This window comes from Streptomyces sp. S186 (assembly GCF_051603415.1).
In the GTDB taxonomy this organism is placed as follows: Bacteria; Actinomycetota; Actinomycetes; order Streptomycetales; family Streptomycetaceae; genus Streptomyces.
In genome coordinates this window covers 6,075,192-6,091,818 of sequence record NZ_CP193932.1, presented here as the reverse complement: position 1 = coordinate 6,091,818, position 16,627 = coordinate 6,075,192, and the positions used below count along the sequence as shown (strand labels likewise).

The 16,627-nt window shown below is 74.3% G+C and carries 17 protein-coding genes and 1 riboswitch; of the genes, 8 read left to right on the top strand and 9 right to left on the bottom strand.

Annotated elements, in window-relative coordinates; all coding sequences use genetic code 11:
- Nucleotides 1-74 precede the first annotated feature (74 nt).
- Together ACRAS8_RS26225 and ACRAS8_RS26220 are read left to right on the top strand one after the other, a co-directional pair.
- On the top strand, nucleotides 75-698 hold the full coding sequence (locus tag ACRAS8_RS26225) for a DUF4126 domain-containing protein (RefSeq protein WP_438488460.1): 624 nt from the start codon (nucleotides 75-77) through the stop codon (nucleotides 696-698).
- Nucleotides 699-767: 69 nt separating this feature from the next.
- A complete protein-coding gene (locus tag ACRAS8_RS26220) occupies nucleotides 768-2,288 on the top strand; it encodes a phytoene desaturase family protein (protein WP_438488459.1) in 1,521 nt (506 codons plus the stop codon).
- A 103-nt stretch (nucleotides 2,289-2,391) separates the two neighbouring features.
- Here the strand turns inward: ACRAS8_RS26220 and ACRAS8_RS26215 are convergent, their stop codons facing one another.
- The 5 genes from ACRAS8_RS26215 to ACRAS8_RS26195 all read right to left on the bottom strand — a co-directional run bounded on the left by ACRAS8_RS26215 (nucleotide 2,392) and on the right by ACRAS8_RS26195 (nucleotide 7,088).
- On the bottom strand, nucleotides 2,392-3,471 hold the full coding sequence (locus ACRAS8_RS26215) for a hypothetical protein (protein ID WP_438488458.1): 1,080 nt from the start codon (nucleotides 3,469-3,471) through the stop codon (nucleotides 2,392-2,394).
- 36 nt (nucleotides 3,472-3,507) lie between these two features.
- Complete coding sequence (gene metF / locus ACRAS8_RS26210) at nucleotides 3,508-4,425, bottom strand: methylenetetrahydrofolate reductase [NAD(P)H] (protein ID WP_438488457.1); 918 nt, start codon at nucleotides 4,423-4,425, stop codon at nucleotides 3,508-3,510.
- Nucleotides 4,426-4,555: 130 nt separating this feature from the next.
- Nucleotides 4,556-5,206 (bottom strand): thiamine phosphate synthase, encoded by a 651-nt coding sequence (gene thiE, locus ACRAS8_RS26205; RefSeq protein ID WP_438488456.1) that lies wholly within the window; start codon nucleotides 5,204-5,206, stop codon nucleotides 4,556-4,558.
- A gap of 102 nt (nucleotides 5,207-5,308) precedes the next feature.
- A complete protein-coding gene (locus ACRAS8_RS26200) occupies nucleotides 5,309-5,674 on the bottom strand; it encodes an Rv2175c family DNA-binding protein (protein ID WP_438488455.1) in 366 nt (121 codons plus the stop codon).
- 133 nt (nucleotides 5,675-5,807) lie between these two features.
- Entirely contained in the window at nucleotides 5,808-7,088 is a 1,281-nt protein-coding gene (locus tag ACRAS8_RS26195) for an NAD(P)/FAD-dependent oxidoreductase (RefSeq protein WP_438488454.1), read from the bottom strand.
- Nucleotides 7,089-7,252: 164 nt separating this feature from the next.
- A riboswitch (TPP riboswitch) is annotated at nucleotides 7,253-7,365 on the top strand.
- Here ACRAS8_RS26195 and thiO point away from each other — a divergent pair.
- From thiO to ACRAS8_RS26180, 3 genes are all read left to right on the top strand, one after another.
- Complete coding sequence (gene thiO / locus ACRAS8_RS26190; protein WP_438488453.1) at nucleotides 7,363-8,595, top strand: glycine oxidase ThiO; 1,233 nt, start codon at nucleotides 7,363-7,365, stop codon at nucleotides 8,593-8,595. Its footprint overlaps the riboswitch before it by 3 nt.
- A 92-nt stretch (nucleotides 8,596-8,687) precedes the next feature.
- On the top strand, nucleotides 8,688-8,888 hold the full coding sequence (gene thiS, locus ACRAS8_RS26185; RefSeq protein ID WP_438490596.1) for a sulfur carrier protein ThiS: 201 nt from the start codon (nucleotides 8,688-8,690) through the stop codon (nucleotides 8,886-8,888).
- 9 nt (nucleotides 8,889-8,897) lie between these two features.
- Nucleotides 8,898-9,749, top strand: a complete 852-nt coding sequence (locus ACRAS8_RS26180; protein ID WP_438488452.1) for a thiazole synthase — start codon at nucleotides 8,898-8,900, stop codon at nucleotides 9,747-9,749.
- Here the strand turns inward: ACRAS8_RS26180 and ACRAS8_RS26175 are convergent.
- Nucleotides 9,746-10,147: a MerR family transcriptional regulator gene (locus tag ACRAS8_RS26175; protein ID WP_438488451.1), complete on the bottom strand. Its 402-nt coding sequence runs from the start codon at nucleotides 10,145-10,147 to the stop codon at nucleotides 9,746-9,748. The two genes, ACRAS8_RS26180 and ACRAS8_RS26175, sit on opposite strands and share 4 nt — an antisense overlap.
- Nucleotides 10,148-10,373: 226 nt before the next feature.
- On the opposite strand from ACRAS8_RS26175, the gene pknB reads away from it, so the two are divergent.
- Entirely contained in the window at nucleotides 10,374-12,350 is a 1,977-nt protein-coding gene (pknB, locus tag ACRAS8_RS26170; RefSeq protein WP_438488450.1) for a Stk1 family PASTA domain-containing Ser/Thr kinase, read from the top strand.
- 69 nt (nucleotides 12,351-12,419) lie between these two features.
- Complete coding sequence (locus ACRAS8_RS26165) at nucleotides 12,420-13,319, top strand: deoxyribonuclease IV (RefSeq protein ID WP_438488449.1); 900 nt, start codon at nucleotides 12,420-12,422, stop codon at nucleotides 13,317-13,319.
- Between the two features lie 32 nt (nucleotides 13,320-13,351).
- Here ACRAS8_RS26165 and ACRAS8_RS26160 read toward each other — a convergent pair whose 3' ends face one another.
- Nucleotides 13,352-13,972 (bottom strand): sulfite oxidase-like oxidoreductase, encoded by a 621-nt coding sequence (locus ACRAS8_RS26160; protein WP_438488448.1) that lies wholly within the window; start codon nucleotides 13,970-13,972, stop codon nucleotides 13,352-13,354.
- Between the two features lie 155 nt (nucleotides 13,973-14,127).
- Between ACRAS8_RS26160 and bfr the strand changes: the two genes are divergently transcribed.
- The gene (gene bfr / locus ACRAS8_RS26155) at nucleotides 14,128-14,604 is read left to right on the top strand and encodes a bacterioferritin (RefSeq protein WP_438488447.1); all 477 of its coding nucleotides are present in this window, start codon (nucleotides 14,128-14,130) and stop codon (nucleotides 14,602-14,604) included.
- Nucleotides 14,605-14,644: 40 nt separating this feature from the next.
- On the opposite strand, the gene ACRAS8_RS26150 is transcribed toward bfr, so the two are convergent.
- Nucleotides 14,645-14,980, bottom strand: coding sequence for a (2Fe-2S)-binding protein (locus tag ACRAS8_RS26150; protein ID WP_438488446.1), 336 nt, complete (start codon nucleotides 14,978-14,980; stop codon nucleotides 14,645-14,647).
- Nucleotides 14,981-15,135: 155 nt separating this feature from the next.
- Nucleotides 15,136-16,485, bottom strand: a complete 1,350-nt coding sequence (locus ACRAS8_RS26145) for a class II 3-deoxy-7-phosphoheptulonate synthase (protein WP_438488445.1) — start codon at nucleotides 16,483-16,485, stop codon at nucleotides 15,136-15,138.
- Nucleotides 16,486-16,627 lie beyond the last annotated feature (142 nt).

Genomic DNA, 16,627 nt, shown 5'->3' with positions numbered 1-16,627 from the left:
ACGGATACTCAAAGCTGAGCACCTCGCGCCATGAGCCGGGCGGCGGGGCCCTCGCAGCGCCTACGATCTGCCGGGTGTCCGTACTTCCCTTGGTCTTCACCAGCGGCTGGGCGAGCGGGATCAACGCCTACGCCGTCGTCCTGCTCCTCGGTCTCCTCGGCGTGACCGGGGTCTCCGACGAGGTCCCCGCCGCACTGGAGCGGCCGGATGTGCTGATCGCCGCCGCGGTGCTCTTCGTGGTCGAGGCGATCGCCGACAAGGTCCCGTACGTGGACTCCGTCTGGGACGCCGTGCACACCGTGGTCCGGCCGATCGCCGGCGGGGTGGTGGCGGCGCTGCTGGCCGGGCACGACGGGTCGCTGCCCCAGCTGGCGGCCGGTGCCGTGGGCGGCTCCACGGCGCTGGTGAGCCACCTGGTCAAGGCGGGCACCCGGATCGCGGTCAACACCTCGCCGGAGCCGGCCAGCAACATCGTGGTGAGCCTGGCCGAGGACCTGGGCGTCGCCGGGCTCATCGCGTTCGCGCTGTTCCACCCGTGGATCGCGGCGGGCATCGCGGCGGCGCTGCTGTTCGCGGGGGTCGCGGTGGTGATCCTGCTGTGGTCGCGGATCCGCCGGTACCTGCGGCGCCGGCGTGCGCGGCGCGCGGAGAAGCGGCTCGCCGCGGCGGACGCCGGCGCCGCGCCACCGGCCGGCTGAGCCCACCGCCGGACCGGGCGGCGGCCGTCGGCGGCGGCGTTGTCAGTGCCGCCGGATACAGTCGCAGGCATGGCAGGGATTGCGGTGATCGGCGCCGGGATGGGCGCCATGGCGGCCGCCGCCCGGCTGGCCGTCGCGGGCCACCGGGTGGCGGTGTTCGAGCGCGGGGCGACGTACGGCGGCGCGGTGGGACGGTTCGAGCGGGACGGCTTCGCCTTCGACACGGGGCCCGGCCTGCTGCATCTGCCGGCGGTCTACCGCGATCTGTTCGTCAAGACCGGCCGTGAGCCGCTGGAGCGGTGCGTCGAGCTGACCCAGGTCGACCCCGCGAGCCGGCATGTCTTCCCCGACGGCACCGTCGTGACGCTGCCGAACGCCTCCCGGGCCGGCGTCCTCGCCGCCCTCGACGAGGCCCTCGGCGCCGGCCGCGGCGAGCGCTGGAGCGACCTGATGGTCCGCGCCCGGGAGGCGTGGGACACCGCCCGCCGGCCGCTCCTGGAGGAGCCGCTGCGGGCCGACTGGCGGGTGCTGGGCCGCGATCCGTATCCGGCGGTGCGCCGCCGCCTGTTCGGGCTGGGCGGCGGCAGGGGGCCGACGACCGCCACCCTCGCCGAGGTCGCCCGCCGCGAGCTCGCCGACCCCCGGCTGACCGCCCTCCTGGAGAGCCACGCCCTGGCGTACGGCTTCGACCCGCGCACCGCCCCGGCGAGCGCGGCCGTGCTGCCGTACATGGAGCAGACCTTCGGCAGCTGGTACGTCGGCGGCGGCATGCGGGCGCTGGCCGACGCACTGTACGCGCGCTGCCGGGCCCGCAAGGTGGAGTTCACCTTCGGCGCCGAGGTGACCCGGATCGTGGAGAAGGACGGCCGGGTCGCCGGTGTGGAGCTGGCCGACGGGCGGCCGGCCGACGCCGAGTTCGTGGTCGCGGGCATCGACCCGGCCCGGCTGCCGGAGCTCTGCGCCGGCCGCGCACTGTGGGGCGAGGGCGACGTCCGCCCCGCTCCGGAGCCGGGCGAGGGGGCCGCCGCGCGGCTGACGGTCTGCCTGGCACTGCGCGGCGCCCGCCCGGCGGACGCGGTGCACCGCACGGTGGTCCACGCCGCCGACCGCGCCGCGGAGCCGGCCGGCGTCTTCGGCGACGGACACGGCCGCCGGGAGCCGTGCGCCCGGCCGACGGTGACGGTGCTGCGCCCCGACGACCCCACGACCCGGCCCGACGACGACCACGAGGCGGTGACCCTCACCGCCACCGTCGCCCCGCACGGCCCCGTGGACTGGCGCGACCCCGAGGCCCTGGAGCGGGCCGCGGACGGGCTGGTCGAGACCGCCGAGGCGGCCGTACCGGGCCTGCGGGAGCGGGTGCTGTGGCGGGAGGTCCGCTCGCCGGCCGACAGCGGCCCGGTGCCCGGTCCGGCGCTGCCGGGCCGGGAGGGGCGCTTCCTGCGGCCCGGCAACCGCACCCGGATACCGGGGCTCTACGCCGTCGGCGGCTGGTCCCACCCCGGCGGCGGGCTGGCGCACGCGGGGATGTCCGGGGCGCTCGTCGCCGGCCTGATCGTGCACGGCGACGACTGGCACGGCTCGGAGTGAGCCCCGGGCCGCCTCCGGAGCTCCGGGGGCGGAGGCGGCACCAAGGGCCGGGCCACGCCCAACCAGGCTTCAGGCACCCGGAGTTGACCCGCCGGTCCGCCGCTCAGTAGTGGTACCGCTGCTCGCCGTACCCCGGCTCCTGGGGCGGGTAGGCCGGCTGCTCCGCCGGGTGCCCGGTGTCGCGCTGCTGCGGCACCCACACCCCGTCCGGCGGCGACTGGGGGTACTGCTCCTGGCCGTACGGCTGGCCCTGCTGCACCTGTTGGCCCTGATGCCCCGGCTGCCCGCCGAAGGGGTCGTAGGCGCCGGGCTGGTACGGCGCCGCGCCGAACGGATCGGGCTCCTCGTACGGGTCGTAGTGCGCGGCGTACTGCTGGGCGCCGATGTACGGGTCGGAGTAGGGCGCCTGGGTGCCGTGGTGGTAGGCGCCGTCGTCGTAGGACGGGTAGGGGTCGGCGTAGCCGTCCTGGCCGGCGGGCTGACCGGCCGGCCGGCCGTAACCGCCGTCGTAGCCATGGCCGTTGCCCTCGCCGTAGCCGAGGCCCTCGCCCTCTGCAGTGACGTTTCCGAAGAGGTCGTACGAGGCGCCGGCGGGCTGGTCGGGGCGGGCGTCGGGGCTGTAGACGCCGTAGGTCCCGGTCTCGTCGGGCATCGGCTGGGGGGCGTAGACGGTGGGGGCGTCGGCGTAGGCGTAGGCGAAGTCCGGGGCGGCGGCGGGCGGTTCACCGCTACCGGCCGGGTCCTGCGGCGGCGCGTAGGGGCCACCGGTCCCGGTGGCGTCCTCGCCGTGGCCGCCGGCCGCCGCCGGCTCCGCGCCGCTCCCGGCGGCGTCCGGCGCCGTCTCCTCCGTCAGCCCGGAAACCTGGAGGTTCGGTCCGGCGGCGGCGCCGCGGGAGGGGCGGGCGCGGCGCCGGCGGCCCGGCTTGGGCCGGCCGCCGATCGTCCAGCCCTCGGTGTAGCCGCGGCGGACGGAGAGCGTGACATACGTCTGCCCGACGGCGAAGGCGACCGCCCCCAGCGCGATCACGATGACCGACGGCAGGAGCACGCCGGTCACCACGCCGAGGAAGCCGCCCAGCGCCAGCAGCCGCCAGCGCAGCGGTGCCTTGTTCTGGAACAGCACCTCACCGAGCAGCCACAGGGCGACCAGGGCGAACGCGATGTAGAGGATCGTCCAGCCCATATGCGCCCCTCTTCCGCCGGATTCCGGCCGCCGTGCTCAGGGCCGCTGGTGCAGCCCCAGATTCTCGTAGATTTCCAGCGTCGCCGTGGAGTGGTTCAGGGTGATGAAGTGCAACCCGGGCACGTCCTCGGCCATCAAGCGCGCACACAGGTCCGTCGCGTACTCGATGCCAATGGAGCGTACCGCCGCCGGGTCGTCCTTGACGGCGAGGATGCGCGCTGCGAGCTCGGGCGGGAAGGCGGCATTGCTGAGCTGCGCGAACCGCTCGATCTGGCGCACGTTGGTGACCGGCATGATCTCCGGAATGATGGGCGTCGGGCAACCCGCGGCGTGGACCCGGTCGCGCAGCCGGAGGTAGTCCTCCGGGTAGAAGAACATCTGCGTGATGGCGAAGTCGGCGCCCGCGCGGCACTTGTCGACGAAGTGCCGGATGTCGGTGTCCCAGTCCGTCGAGCGCGGATGCATCTCGGGGAAGGCGGCCACGCCGACGCAGAAGTCGCCGGACTCCTTGATCAGCCGGACCAGGTCGGCGGCGTACACGACGCCGTCTGGGTGCTTGATCCACTCGCCCATGGGGTCGCCCGGCGGGTCGCCGCGCAGCGCGAGCATGTTGCGGATCCCGGCGTCGGCGTACTGGCCGATGACGTTGCGCAGCTCGGCGGTGGAGTGGTTGACCGCGGTCAGGTGGGCGACCGGGGTGAGGGTGGTGTCGGTGGCGATGCGCTCGGTGGCGCGGACCGTGCCGTCGCGGGAGGTGCCACCGGCTCCGTAGGTCACCGACACGAAGGTCGGGGCGACGGCCTCGATGCGGCGGATGGCGTTCCACAGCGTCCGCTCGCCCTTCTCCGTCTTCGGGGCGGCGAACTCGAACGAGTAGGAGCGCTTACCGGAGGCAAGCAGGTCGCGCACGGTTCGTGCGCGATCAGTCCTGGTGGAAGCTGTACCTAGGGCCATACCGGCAGGTTAACCACACCCCGGGCGGACACCAACCGGCATCGGCGTAATGCCTGGTTGGTGCGGTTCCTGTCCACCACGTGGACATCTCGCGGCCATCCCGGGGCTCCCCGGGGGCGCCGGCCGCTGCTCAGGCGGACCAGGTCCGGATGCGCTTGGCGAGTTCCGCGGCGGCCGCGCCCGGGTCGTCGGCCTCGGTGAGCGCGCGGACCACCACCACCCGGCGGGCGCCGGCGGCCAGCACCTCGTCGAGATTGCCGGCGTCGATTCCGCCGATGGCGAACCAGGGGCGCTCGGGCGCGCGCGCCGCGGCGTACCGGACGAGATCCAGCCCGGGGGCGGGCCGGCCGGGCTTGGTCGGGGTGGGCCAGCAGGGGCCGGTGCAGAAGTAGTCCACGCCGGGCTCGGTGAGCGCGGCGTCCACCTCCGCCTCGGCGTGGGTGGAGCGGCCTATCAGGGGCTCCGGGCCGAGGAGGGCGCGGGCGGCCGGGACCGGCAGGTCCCCCTGGCCGAGGTGGAGCACCTCGGCGCCGGCGGCGTGGGCGACGTCCGCGCGGTCGTTGACCGCGAGCAGGGTGCCGTGGCGCCGGCAGGCGTCCGCGAAGACCTCCAGGTGGCGCAGCTCCTCGCCGGCCTCCATGCCCTTGTCGCGCAGCTGGACGATGTCCACGCCCGAGGACAGCACCGCGTCCAGGAACTGCGGGAGGTCGCCCTGGCGGGTGCGCGCGTCGGTGCACAGATAGAGCCGGGCGTCGGCCAGGGCCTGTCGAGCGGTGGTCATGGGGCGGCTTTCCCCCTCGTCGGCGGCGTACGGACCGGGCGGGCCGGTCCGTACGCCGCGTGGATGCGGTGGTGTGGTGCGGTTGCTGCGGGACGCGGTGCGTCAGACGGCCAGCGCCTGGGCCCGGCGCTTGACCTCCGTGCCGCGATTCTCGCGCAGCGCCTGCGCCGGGGTGCCGGGCAGGGTGTCATCGGCGGTGAAGAGCCACTCCAGCATCTCCTCGTCGGTGAAGCCGTCGTCCTTGAGGAGGGTCAGCGTGCCGGCGAGCCCCTTGAGGACCTTGCCGTCCTTGATGAATTCGGCGGGCACCTGGAGCACGCGGTTCTCGCCGCGGCGCACGGCGATCAGCTGGCCCTCCTTCACCAGCTGCCGCACGCGGGTCACCTCGACGCCGAGTTCCTCGGCGATGTCGGGGAGGGTGAGCCAGGCGGGGACGAGTCCATCGATGTTTGCGTCAATCTCGGTCACAGGACAAGCGTGCCACCTCCCACTGACAGCCGGTAGCCGGGCATCGCCGTCGGGGCGCGCGTGCACACCGCCGGGTGAGCGGCGGCGGGCCGGGGCGCGCCGCCCCCGTCCGGCGGCCCGGGCCCGGACCGCCCTACAGGACCGCGGACTTGAGCGGAACGGTCGCGTCCGCGGCCCGCTCCCGGTCGAGCAGCGCGCCCTTCTCGATGAGCCGGCGCCCTTGTGCCAGGTCCCGGGGCCGCCCCACGGCCAGCAGCGCGACCAGCCGGCCCGCCGGCCGCCCCGCGCCGCCCCCGGCCGGCTCCCGGGTGCCCCGGAGCCAGATCACCGACCAGGCGGCGCCGGCCGGATCGCCGCGCCAGACCAGTTCGTCGGCGTCCACGTGATGACCGGCGTACTGCACGAACCGCCCGAACTGCTCGGACCAGAAGTACGGCACCGGGTCGTAGACGACGCCCTCCGCCTCGCCGCGGGCGATGTTCTCGGCCACCGTGCGGGGCCCCTGGAGGGCGTTGTCCCAGTGGTGGACCAGCAGCCGGATGCCATAACGGGCCGACGGGAAGGAGGCGCAGTCGCCGACCGCGTAGACCCCGGGGACGGAGGTGCGCAGCCGCTCGTCGGCCAGCACCGAGCCGTCCTCGGGCGAGAGCGCGACGCCGGAGCCGGCCAGCCAGGCGGTGGCGGGGCGGGCGCCGACCCCGACGACCACGGCGTCGGCGGGCAGCACGGTGCCGTCGGCGAGCGTCACCGCGTCGCCGGTGACGGAGGCGACGCGGGCGCCGGTGCGCAGCTCGGCGCCCGCGTCCGCGTACCAGCCGGTCATGTACGCGGCGACCTCGGCGGGCAGCGCGCCGGCCAGCGGGTGCTCGGCGGCCTCGACGACGGTGACCTCGCAGCCGGCCTCGCGGGCGGCGGTGGCGAACTCGGCGCCGATCCAGCCGGCTCCCACCACCACGACGCGGTGCTGGGCGGCGAGCACCGGGCGCAGCCGTTCGGCGTCGTCCAGGGTGCGCAGCAGGTGGACGCCGGGGAGCCCCTCGCTGCCGGGCAGCCGGACCGGCTCGGCGCCGGTGGCGATGACCGCGTAGTCGTAGCGGACCGGGCCCTCGGCGGTCTCGACGACGTGCTCCCCGGGGCGCAGCGCGGTGACCGGGCGGCCGAGGTGGAGGTCGATGCCGAGGCCGGCGAAGTCGATGTCGAACGCGGAGCCGTCGGCCTTGCCGAGCAGTACCGCCTTGGACAGCGGGGGGCGGTCGTAGGGCTGGTGCGGCTCGTCGCCGAGGAGCGTGATCGCGCCGCGCCAGCCTTGTTCGCGCAGGGCCACGGCGGTCTGCACACCCGCCATCCCCGCGCCGGCGATCACCACCCGCGGCGTGCGGTCAGGGGCCTGGGGAGACTTGCTCTGCTCGCTCACCCGCTCACTTTAGGACGGCGGGCGACGCGGCCCGCAGCACCGCGCAAGGAGATCTCTGACACAGCGTCACAAGCCGGGACGCCGGGGCACGGCCCGCGGGCGGCCCGGCCCGTGGCCCGGCCGCTCCCTTACGGCGGTCCGCGGCCCGTACTAGGGTGACCGGTGCACGCACTCGCGGGAGCCCGGACGCACCGGGCTGAGAGGGAGGCTGACCGGCCTCCGACCGTACGAACCTGATCCGGGTCATGCCGGCGAAGGGAGGGGCTGGACGCCCATGCATCCATCTGCCACACCATCGGACCCGCCGCGGGCGGCGGACCGGCACCCCGATGTGCTGGTCGTCGGCGGCGGCATCATCGGGCTGGCCACCGCCTGGCGGGCGGCCGGCCGCGGGCTGCGGGTCGCGGTCGCCGACCCCGCGCCCGGCGGCGGCGCGGCACAGGTCGCGGCCGGAATGCTGGCCGCGGTCACCGAGCTGCACTACGGCGAGGAGACGCTGCTGGGGCTCAACCTCGCCTCGGCGCAACGGTATCCGGAGTTCACCCGGGAACTGGAGGAGGCGAGCGGGCAGCGCATCGGCTACCGGCGGTGCGGCACCCTTCAGGTCGCACTGGACGCCGACGACCGCGCCCACCTGCGGGAACTGCACGCCCTCCAGGTCCGCTGCGGGCTGGACTCGCAGTGGCTGACCGGGCGGGAGTGCCGCCGGCTGGAGCCGATGCTCGCCCCCGGGGTGCGCGGCGGCCTCCGGGTGGACGGCGACCACCAGGTCGATCCGCGCCGGCTGACGGGCGCCCTGCTGGCCGCCTGCGAGCGGGCCGGGGTGGCCTTCCACCGCACGCGGGCGGAGCGCCTGACGACCGCCGGCGGGCACGCCTCGGGCGTCGAACTCGCCGACGGGACACGGCTGTCGGCCGGTCAGGTCGTCCTGGCCGGGGGCAGTCTCAGCGGCCGGCTGGCGGGCGTCCCGGAGGCCGTGCGGCCGCCGGTGCGCCCCGTCAAGGGGCACGTACTGCGGCTGCGGCTGCCGGAACCGCCGCCGGGCGGCCCGCCGTTCCTCTCCCGCACCGTACGGGCCGTGGTCCGGGGCAGTCCCGTCTACCTGGTGCCCCGGGAGAGCGGTGAACTGGTCCTCGGCGCCACCACCGAGGAACTGGGCTGGGACACCACGGTCACCGCCGGCGGGGTCTACGAGCTGCTGCGGGACGCCCACGAGCTGGTCCCGGGCCTCACCGAACTGCCACTGACCGAGAGCCTGGCCGGGCTGCGCCCCGGCTCGCCCGACAACGCGCCGCTGCTCGGGCCGACCGCGCTGCCCGGCCTCCACCTGGCCACCGGCCACTTCCGCAACGGCGTCCTGCTGACGCCGGTCACCGGGGACGCGATGGCCGAGCTGCTGTCCACCGGGACCGTCCCGGAAGTGGCCCGCCCCTTCTCCCCCGCGCGCTTCTCCCCCACCGTCCAGGAGGAACAGCGCACCCGCGCCGCAGAGGAGCAGCCCGTATGAGCGCCGCCGGTACGCCCGGTATCCCCGACACCAACGACCCAGCCGACATCGCCGATAGCACGGACAACTCCGGCGCCCCCGAGGGCCTCACGGTGTCCGTCTCCGTCAACGGGGAGGCCCGCCGGATCCCCGGCGGCCTGACCCTCGACCGGCTGGTCGCCACGCTGTCCCAGGCACCGACCGGGGTGGCGGCCGCGGTCAACGAGACCGTGGTGCCGCGCAGCCAGTGGCCCACCACCGCGCTCGGCGACGGCGACCGCGTCGAGGTGCTGACCGCCGTCCAGGGAGGCTGATCCGCCGACATGACCGACACCGCAGTCGAACGGGGCACCGCCCCCGCGGCGCCCGGCACCGGCCCCGCCGGCGCCGACCCGCTCACCATCGCCGGGACCTCCTTGCGGTCCCGGCTCATCATGGGCACCGGCGGCGCGCCGAGCCTCGACGTCCTGGAGCGTGCCCTGCTGGCCTCCGGCACGGAGCTGACGACCGTCGCCATGCGGCGGCTGGACCCGACCGTGCAGGGCTCAGTGCTCTCCGTCCTCACCCGGAACGGGATCCGGGTGCTGCCGAACACCGCGGGCTGCTTCACCGCGGGCGAGGCGGTGCTCACCGCCCGGCTCGCCCGGGAGGCGCTCGGCACGGACTGGGTCAAGCTGGAGGTCGTCGCCGACGAGCGGACCCTGCTGCCGGACCCGGTGGAGCTGCTGGACGCCGCCGAGATCCTCGTGGACGACGGGTTCACCGTGCTCCCGTACACCAACGACGATCCGGTCCTGGCCCGGAAGCTGGAGGACGTGGGCTGTGCGGCGATCATGCCGCTCGGTTCGCCGATCGGCTCCGGCCTGGGCATCCGCAATCCGCACAACTTCCAGCTGATCACCGAGCGCGCGGGTGTCCCGGTCATCCTGGACGCCGGCGCCGGCACCGCCTCGGACGCCGCGCTCGCCATGGAGCTGGGCTGTGCGGCGGTGATGCTGGCGTCGGCGGTGACCCGTGCGCAGGAGCCGGAGCTGATGGCGTCGGCGATGCGGCACGCGGTGGCGGCGGGCCGGCTGGCACACCGCGCGGGCCGGATCCCGCGCCGCCACTTCGCGCTGGCGTCCTCGCCGACCGAGGGTGTACCGGAGCTGGACCCGGAGCGGCCGGCCTTCTAGGGCACGCGGTCCGCCGCCCCGGCCCGGTCCGCGAACTCCGCCGGGGCGGCGGTGATCACCTCGTCGAGCAGGTCCCGGGAGGCCAGCAGCGCCTCGATGGAGTCGGTGAGCCGGGCCCGCTCCCGGTGCAGCTCGCCGACCAGCTGCGGACAGGTCGGCACCAGGCGCCCGTCGTCGTCGCGCAGGCAGGGCAGCACCTGTGCGATGGTCGCGGTGTTCAGCCCGGAGGTGAGCAGGGTGCGGATGCGGCGGACCTGGGCGACGTCGGCCTCCTCGTAGAGGCGGTAGCCGGCGGCCGTCCGTCCGGGGCTCAGCAGGCCCTGCTCCTCGTAGTAGCGCAGCAGCCGCTCGGTGGTGTCGGTCCGCCGGGCCAGCTCACCGATCAGCAGCGTCGTCATGGACTCCCCCTTCCTTCATGGTCTCCCCCCTCTTCCTCTGGTGCGGTGGTGCGAACGGGGGCGGCGCGCCCTGTCCCCTGGGATGCGACCACGTCCGGAGCCGGATTATTCCGGGCCGGACCGGGCCGGAAGCCGGCCGCCCCCCTTGTCACGGTTCCGCTGCGGTCGCCCGGGAGGGTGGCCGGGACGTCCGGCGTGTCGGTGCGGGCTCGTAGACTCGTCTGCCGTGGATACGACGCTGCAGGACCCGCTCGTGGGCCGGCTGCTCGACGGCCGCTATCGCGTCGAGGGGCGCATCGCCGCCGGGGGCATGGCCACCGTCTACCGGGCCATGGACACCCGGCTGGACCGTGCGCTCGCACTGAAGGTGATGCACCCCGGCCTGGCCGTGGACGAGGCGTTCGTCGACCGCTTCATCCGGGAGGCCAAGTCCGTCGCCCGCCTCTCGCATCCCAATGTGGTCGGCGTCTTCGACCAGGGCACCGACGGCACCTACGTCTATCTGGCGATGGAGTACGTCGCCGGCTGCACCCTGCGCGACGTGCTGCGCGAGCGCGGCGCCCTGCAGCCGCGGGCCGCGCTGGACATCCTGGAGCCGATCCTGGCCGCGCTGGGGGCCGCGCACCGCGCCGGCCTGGTGCACCGCGACATGAAGCCGGAGAACGTCCTGATCGGCGACGACGGCCGGGTCAAGGTCGCCGACTTCGGCCTGGTGCGCGCGGTGGACACGCACACCACCGCCTCCACCGGCTCGGTCCTGGGCACGGTCTCGTATCTGGCCCCCGAGCAGATGGAGCACGGCACCGCGGACGCCCGCGTCGACGTCTACGCCTGCGGTGTGGTGCTCTACGAGATGCTCACCGGCGGCAAACCGCACACCGGCGGCTCCGCCGCGCAGATCCTCTACAGCCATCTGCACGACGAGATCACCCCGCCCTCCCAGCTGGTGCCGGGCCTGGCCCCGGAGCTGGACGAGTTGGTCGCGGCGGCCACCGCCCGCGCCCCGGAGGCCCGCCCGCACGACGCGGTGGCGCTGCTGGCCCGGGCCCGGTCGGCCCGCGCGCTGCTCACCGACGCGCAGTTGGACGTCGTCCCGCCGCAGGCCAGGGAGGCCGCCGCGGACGAGGAGCGGACGGACGTGATTCCGCGCCCGGCCGGTGTGCAGCTCCCGCTGCCGGCCGAGGCCGAGGCGCCGCTGGACCGCACCAGCCGGCTGGAGATCCCGCCGGCGGAGCCGGCGCCCGCGGACGGCCGGACCACCCGGCTGCGGCCGGTGCGCCCCGAGCCCGGCGCGGGGCCGGCCGACCGGCGGCTCCGGCAGCGGCGGATCACCACCATCGTGGCGGCCGTACTGCTGGTCCTCGGCATCGGCTCCGGCGTCTGGTACGTCAACGTCGGCCGGTTCACCCACGTCCCGGCGGTGCTGGACATGACGCAGGCCAAGGCGCAGCAGACCCTGCGCGACGACGGCCTGGGCGTGAAGGTGGAGCGCGGCTTCAGCGCCAACGTCCGGCGCGGCCATGTGATGGCCACCAAGCCGGGGACGGGCGAGCGGATCCGCGGCAACGGCACGGTCACCCTGGTCGTCTCCCGCGGCCCGGAGCGGGTCACCGTCCCCGATCTGGCCGGCACCCCGCTCGCGGACGCCCGGCGCAAGCTGCGCGACCTGGGCCTGGTGCCGGGCACCGAGACCCGGACGTTCAGCGACGAGGTCGCCAAGGGGTCGGTGATCCGTACGGACCCGGCCGCGGGCAGCAGCCGGCGGCCGGACACCGCGGTGGCGCTCACCGTCAGCCGGGGCGCGCCGGTAAACGTGCCGGACGTGGTCGGCAAGGCGCGCCAGGACGCCGCGTCGGCGCTGCGCCAGGCCGGCTTCCAGGTGCGCTTCGCCGATCAGCCGGTGTTCGCGCCGCAGGAGAAGGACGCGGTGGCGCGCCAGTCGCCCGGCGCGGGCGGCACCCTGGGCAAGGGCGACACGGTCACCCTGACGCTGTCCAAGGGCCCGGAGATGGTCACGGTGCCGGACGTCGGCGGCAAGAGCACCGCGGACGCCACCAAGGCGCTGACCGACCTCGGCTTCGCGGTCACGGTGGACAAGCCGTTCCTGTTCCCGCAGGACAGCGTCGCCTCCCAGTCGGTCGCGGCCGGCGAGCAGGCCCCCAAGGGCAGCACGATCACGATCCGGCTCAAGGGCGCGCTCTAGGTCTGTTGCCGTGCCGGGTGTCCTGCGGGCGGTCGCGGTCGGTCGCGGGGCACCTGGCACCCTGGGAGGGTGAGTACTCCCCTGTCCCCCGAGGGCGCCGCGCAGCGCGCCCGCGCACGCAATCCGGTCGGCGGCCATGTGCCGGTGGCCGGCGGCCTGGCCAAGGTGGGCCTGTCGTACGCCCGGCAGATCGGCTGCGAGGCCGTCCAGGTCTTCGTCGCCAATCCGCGCGGCTGGGCGACGCCGCCCGGCAGCCCCGAGCAGGACGCGGCGTTCCGCGCGGCGTGCGCCGAGGAGGGCATCCCGGCCTATGTGCACGCGCCCTATCTGATCAACTTCGGTTCGCACACCGCGGCGACGGTCGAGAAGTCCGTGGCGTCGCTACGCCACTCGCTGCGCCGGGGCTGGGAGATCGGCGCGCTCGGGGTGGTGGTGCACACCGGCTCGGCGACCGGCGGACGGCCCCGGGAGACGGCGCTGGCGCAGGTCAGGGAGCAGGTGCGGCCGCTGCTGGACGAGCTGACGCACGACGACGACCCGTGGCTGCTGCTGGAGCCCACGGCCGGCCAGGGCGCCTCGCTGTGCGCGCTGGCGGAGGACCTGGGGCCGTACTTCGACGCGCTGGACCGCCATCCGCGGCTCGGGGTGTGCCTGGACACCTGCCACGCCTTCGCCGCCGGGCACGACATGGCGGCGCCCGGCGGGACGAAGGCGCTGCTGGACGAGCTGGTGGAGGTCGCCGGCGAGGGCCGGCTGAAGCTGATCCACGCCAACGACTCCAAGGACGTGGCCGGCGCGCACAAGGACCGGCACGCGAACATCGGCGCCGGCCACATCGGCGCGGGGCCGTTCGCCGAGCTGTTCACCCACCCCGCGACCAGCGGCGTCCCGCTGGTGATCGAGACCCCGGGCGGCGAGGAGGGCCACGCCGCGGACGTGGCGCGGCTGAAGGAGCTGCGGAGGCCCTGAGCGGGCGGGGCCGGGCGGGGCCGCCCCGGGGTTCAGAGCTCCGGGCCCTCGCCCGGCTCCTCCTGGTAGGTGTAGCGCTGCTCGCGCCAGGGGTCGCCGAGGTTGTGGTAGCCGCGCTCCTCCCAGAAGCCGCGGCGGTCGGCCGTCATGTACTCGACGCCGCGGACCCACTTGGGGCCCTTCCAGGCGTAGAGGTGCGGCACGATGAGCCGGACCGGGAAGCCGTGCTCGGCGGTGAGGAGTTCGCCGGAGCGGTGGGTGGCGAAGAGGCAGTTCTCGGCGCCGAAGTCGCCGAGCCGGAGGTTGGAGCTGAAGCCGTACTCGGCCCACACCATCACATGGGTGGCCTCGGGCGCGGGCGGCGCCAGCTCCAGGATCGTGCGGGTCAGCACCCCGCCCCACTCGGCGCCCAGCATGCTGAACTTGGTGACGCAGTGCATGTCGGCGACGACGGTGGTGTACGGCAGCGCCGTGAACTCCTCGTGCGTCCAGCAGTGCTTGGCCCCGTCGGCGGTGGCGCCGAAGACCCGGAACTCCCAGCGCTCGGGGCGGAACTTCGGGACCGGCCCGTAGTGCGTCACCGGCCAGCCGCGCTGCAGCCGCTGTCCCGGAGGCAGCACAGGCTCCTCTTCGCGACGTTCCGGCTGACCCATGCCCCCATGGTGTCAGACCCCGGAGGGTGCCGATGACCAGGGCGGTATGGAATCGGGCAACTCGTGCTAAGTGTGAACTTACTGGACGGCTTGCTCGGCGCGGTGCGAGGATGCGCGGCACCTGCCCAGAACTCGCGTGAAAGGGGCCCGCAGCCATGCAGGGCGACCCCGAGGTCATCGAATTCCTCAACGAGCAGCTGACCGCCGAGCTGACCGCGATCAACCAGTACTTCCTGCACGCGAAGATGCAGGAGAACTTCGGCTGGTACAAGCTCGCCAAGTACACCCGCGCCGAGTCCTTCGACGAGATGAAGCACGCGGAGACGCTGACCGACCGCATCCTCTTCCTCGAAGCGCTGCCGAACTACCAGCGGCTGTTCCACGTCCGGGTCGGCCAGACCGTCACCGAGATGTTCCAGGCCGACCGGCAGATCGAGGTGGAGGCGATCGACCGGCTCAAGCGCGGCATCGAGATCATGCGGGCCAAGGGGGACGTCACCTCGGCCAACATCTTCGAGGACATCCTCGCCGACGAGGAGCACCACATCGACTACCTCGACACCCAGCTGGAACTGGTCGAGAAGCTCGGGGAGGCGCTCTACATCGCCCAGGTGATCGAGCAGCCGAGCTGACGGCCCGGCATGACGCACACCGGCGGGGCGCCTCAGAGGGTCACGCGGCCGCCCGGAGGCCCACGGGCGCCGGTGCGTCCGCCTCCGCGGCCGGCGGCACGGCGGGCACGGACGGCACGCCCGGCACAGCCGGCTCGTCGGATGCCCGGCCCGACGGCTCGGACTCCGGCCGCAGCGCGTCGGGGGCGCCGCTGTCGATCAGCTCCCGGCGGGGGCACGCGCCCCGGCCCAGCAGCGCCTGGATGCGGCGCACGCAGCTGCCGCAGTCGGTGCCGGCCTTGCAGGCGGAGGCGACCTGCCGGGGCGTGCAGGCGCCCCGGTCCGCGTGCTCGCGGACCTGCTGCTCGGTGATACCGAAGCAGGAGCAGACGTACACGCGGGTTCACCTCCGTAAGGGCGCCTCACCCGATCCCGGTGATCGTCAGTGAGGTAACCCTTACCTTACCTGCGGCAGCGGGCGCGGAACAACGCGGGGCAACGCAGTGGGGCGCGGATCACAGGATCCGCGCCCCACTCGTCGTACGCCGCTCGCTACTGGTCGCGGTACATCTCCGCCACCAGGAAGGCCAGGTCCAGCGACTGGCTGCGGTTCAGCCGCGGGTCGCAGGCGGTCTCGTAGCGCTGGTGCAGATCGTCGACGAAGATCTCGTCGCCGCCGCCCACGCACTCGGTGACGTCGTCACCGGTCAGCTCGACATGGATGCCGCCCGGGTGCGTGCCGAGGCTCTTGTGGACCTCGAAGAAGCCCTTGACCTCGTCCAGCACGTCGTCGAAGCGGCGGGTCTTGTGGCCCGAGGCCGCCTCGAAGGTGTTGCCGTGCATCGGGTCGCAGATCCACACGACCTGGGCGCCGGAGGCGGTGACCTTCTCCACCAGGGAGGGCAGCTTCTCGCGGATCTTGTCCGCGCCCATGCGCGTGATGAAGGTGAGCCGGCCGGGCTCGCGGTCCGGGTCGAGCCGGTCGATGAGGGTGAGCGCGTCCTCCGGCGTCGTCGTCGGGCCGAGCTTCACACCGATCGGGTTGCGGATCCGGGAGGCGAACTCGATGTGCGCGCCGTCCAGTTGACGGGTGCGCTCACCGATCCAGACCATGTGCCCTGAGACGTCGTAGAGCTTCCCGGTGCGGGAGTCCACGCGGGTCAGCGCCGACTCGTAGTCCAGGATCAGCGCCTCGTGCGAGGCGAAGAACTCCACGGTCCGGAACTCCTCCGGCTCCACCCCGCAGGCGTTCATGAAGTTCAGCGCCCGGTCGATCTCGCGGGCCAGCGCCTCGTACCGCTGGCCGGAGGGCGAGGACTTCACGAAGTCCTGGTTCCAGGCGTGCACCTGGCGCAGGTCGGCGTAGCCGCCGGTGGTGAAGGCGCGGACGAGGTTCAGGGTCGCCGCGGAGGCGTGGTACATCCGCTGGAGCCGCCTCGGGTCCGGGATGCGGGCCTCGGGGGTGAACTCGAAGCCGTTGACGGAGTCGCCGCGGTAGGTCGGCAGGGTCACCCCGTCGCGGGTCTCGGTCGGCTTGGAGCGCGGCTTGCTGTACTGGCCGGCGATCCGGCCGACCTTGACCACCGGCACGGACCCGGCGTACGTCAGCACGGCGCCCATCTGGAGGAGCGTCTTGAGCTTGTTGCGGATGTGCTCGGCGGAGACGGCGTCGAACGCCTCCGCGCAGTCGCCGCCCTGGAGGAGGAACGCCTCACCCCGGGCGACCGCGCCCAGGCGCTCGCGCAGCTGGTCGCACTCGCCGGCGAAGACGAGCGGCGGATAGGACTCCAGCTCCGCGATCACATCGCGCAGAGCCTCTTGGTCCGGCCAGTCGGGCTGCTGCGCCGCGGGCAGGTCTCGCCAGGTGTTGCCACCGGCGTGGGTTTCAGCGTTCACGGTCACACCCCCACATTACGGGGTCCGGTCGGGGTGTCCGTTTCGGCATCCGGACTGTGAGACGACGCCGCGGCGGAGATCCGGTAGGGTGCCGGCCATGCAGACGCGACCGGCCATGCACATGAACTGGTGGTGGACCGCCCAGCCG

Coding starts and splice junctions, on each gene's coding strand:
- ACRAS8_RS26220 (WP_438488459.1), top strand. CDS start 768: ATGGCAGGGATTGCGGTGATCGGCGCCGGGATGGGCGCCATGGCGGCC.
- ACRAS8_RS26215 (WP_438488458.1), bottom strand. CDS start 3,471: ATGGGCTGGACGATCCTCTACATCGCGTTCGCCCTGGTCGCCCTGTGG.
- metF (WP_438488457.1), bottom strand. CDS start 4,425: ATGGCCCTAGGTACAGCTTCCACCAGGACTGATCGCGCACGAACCGTG.
- thiE (WP_438488456.1), bottom strand. CDS start 5,206: ATGACCACCGCTCGACAGGCCCTGGCCGACGCCCGGCTCTATCTGTGC.
- thiO (WP_438488453.1), top strand. CDS start 7,363: ATGCATCCATCTGCCACACCATCGGACCCGCCGCGGGCGGCGGACCGG.
- ACRAS8_RS26180 (WP_438488452.1), top strand. CDS start 8,898: ATGACCGACACCGCAGTCGAACGGGGCACCGCCCCCGCGGCGCCCGGC.
- ACRAS8_RS26175 (WP_438488451.1), bottom strand. CDS start 10,147: ATGACGACGCTGCTGATCGGTGAGCTGGCCCGGCGGACCGACACCACC.
- ACRAS8_RS26160 (WP_438488448.1), bottom strand. CDS start 13,972: ATGGGTCAGCCGGAACGTCGCGAAGAGGAGCCTGTGCTGCCTCCGGGA.
- bfr (WP_438488447.1), top strand. CDS start 14,128: ATGCAGGGCGACCCCGAGGTCATCGAATTCCTCAACGAGCAGCTGACC.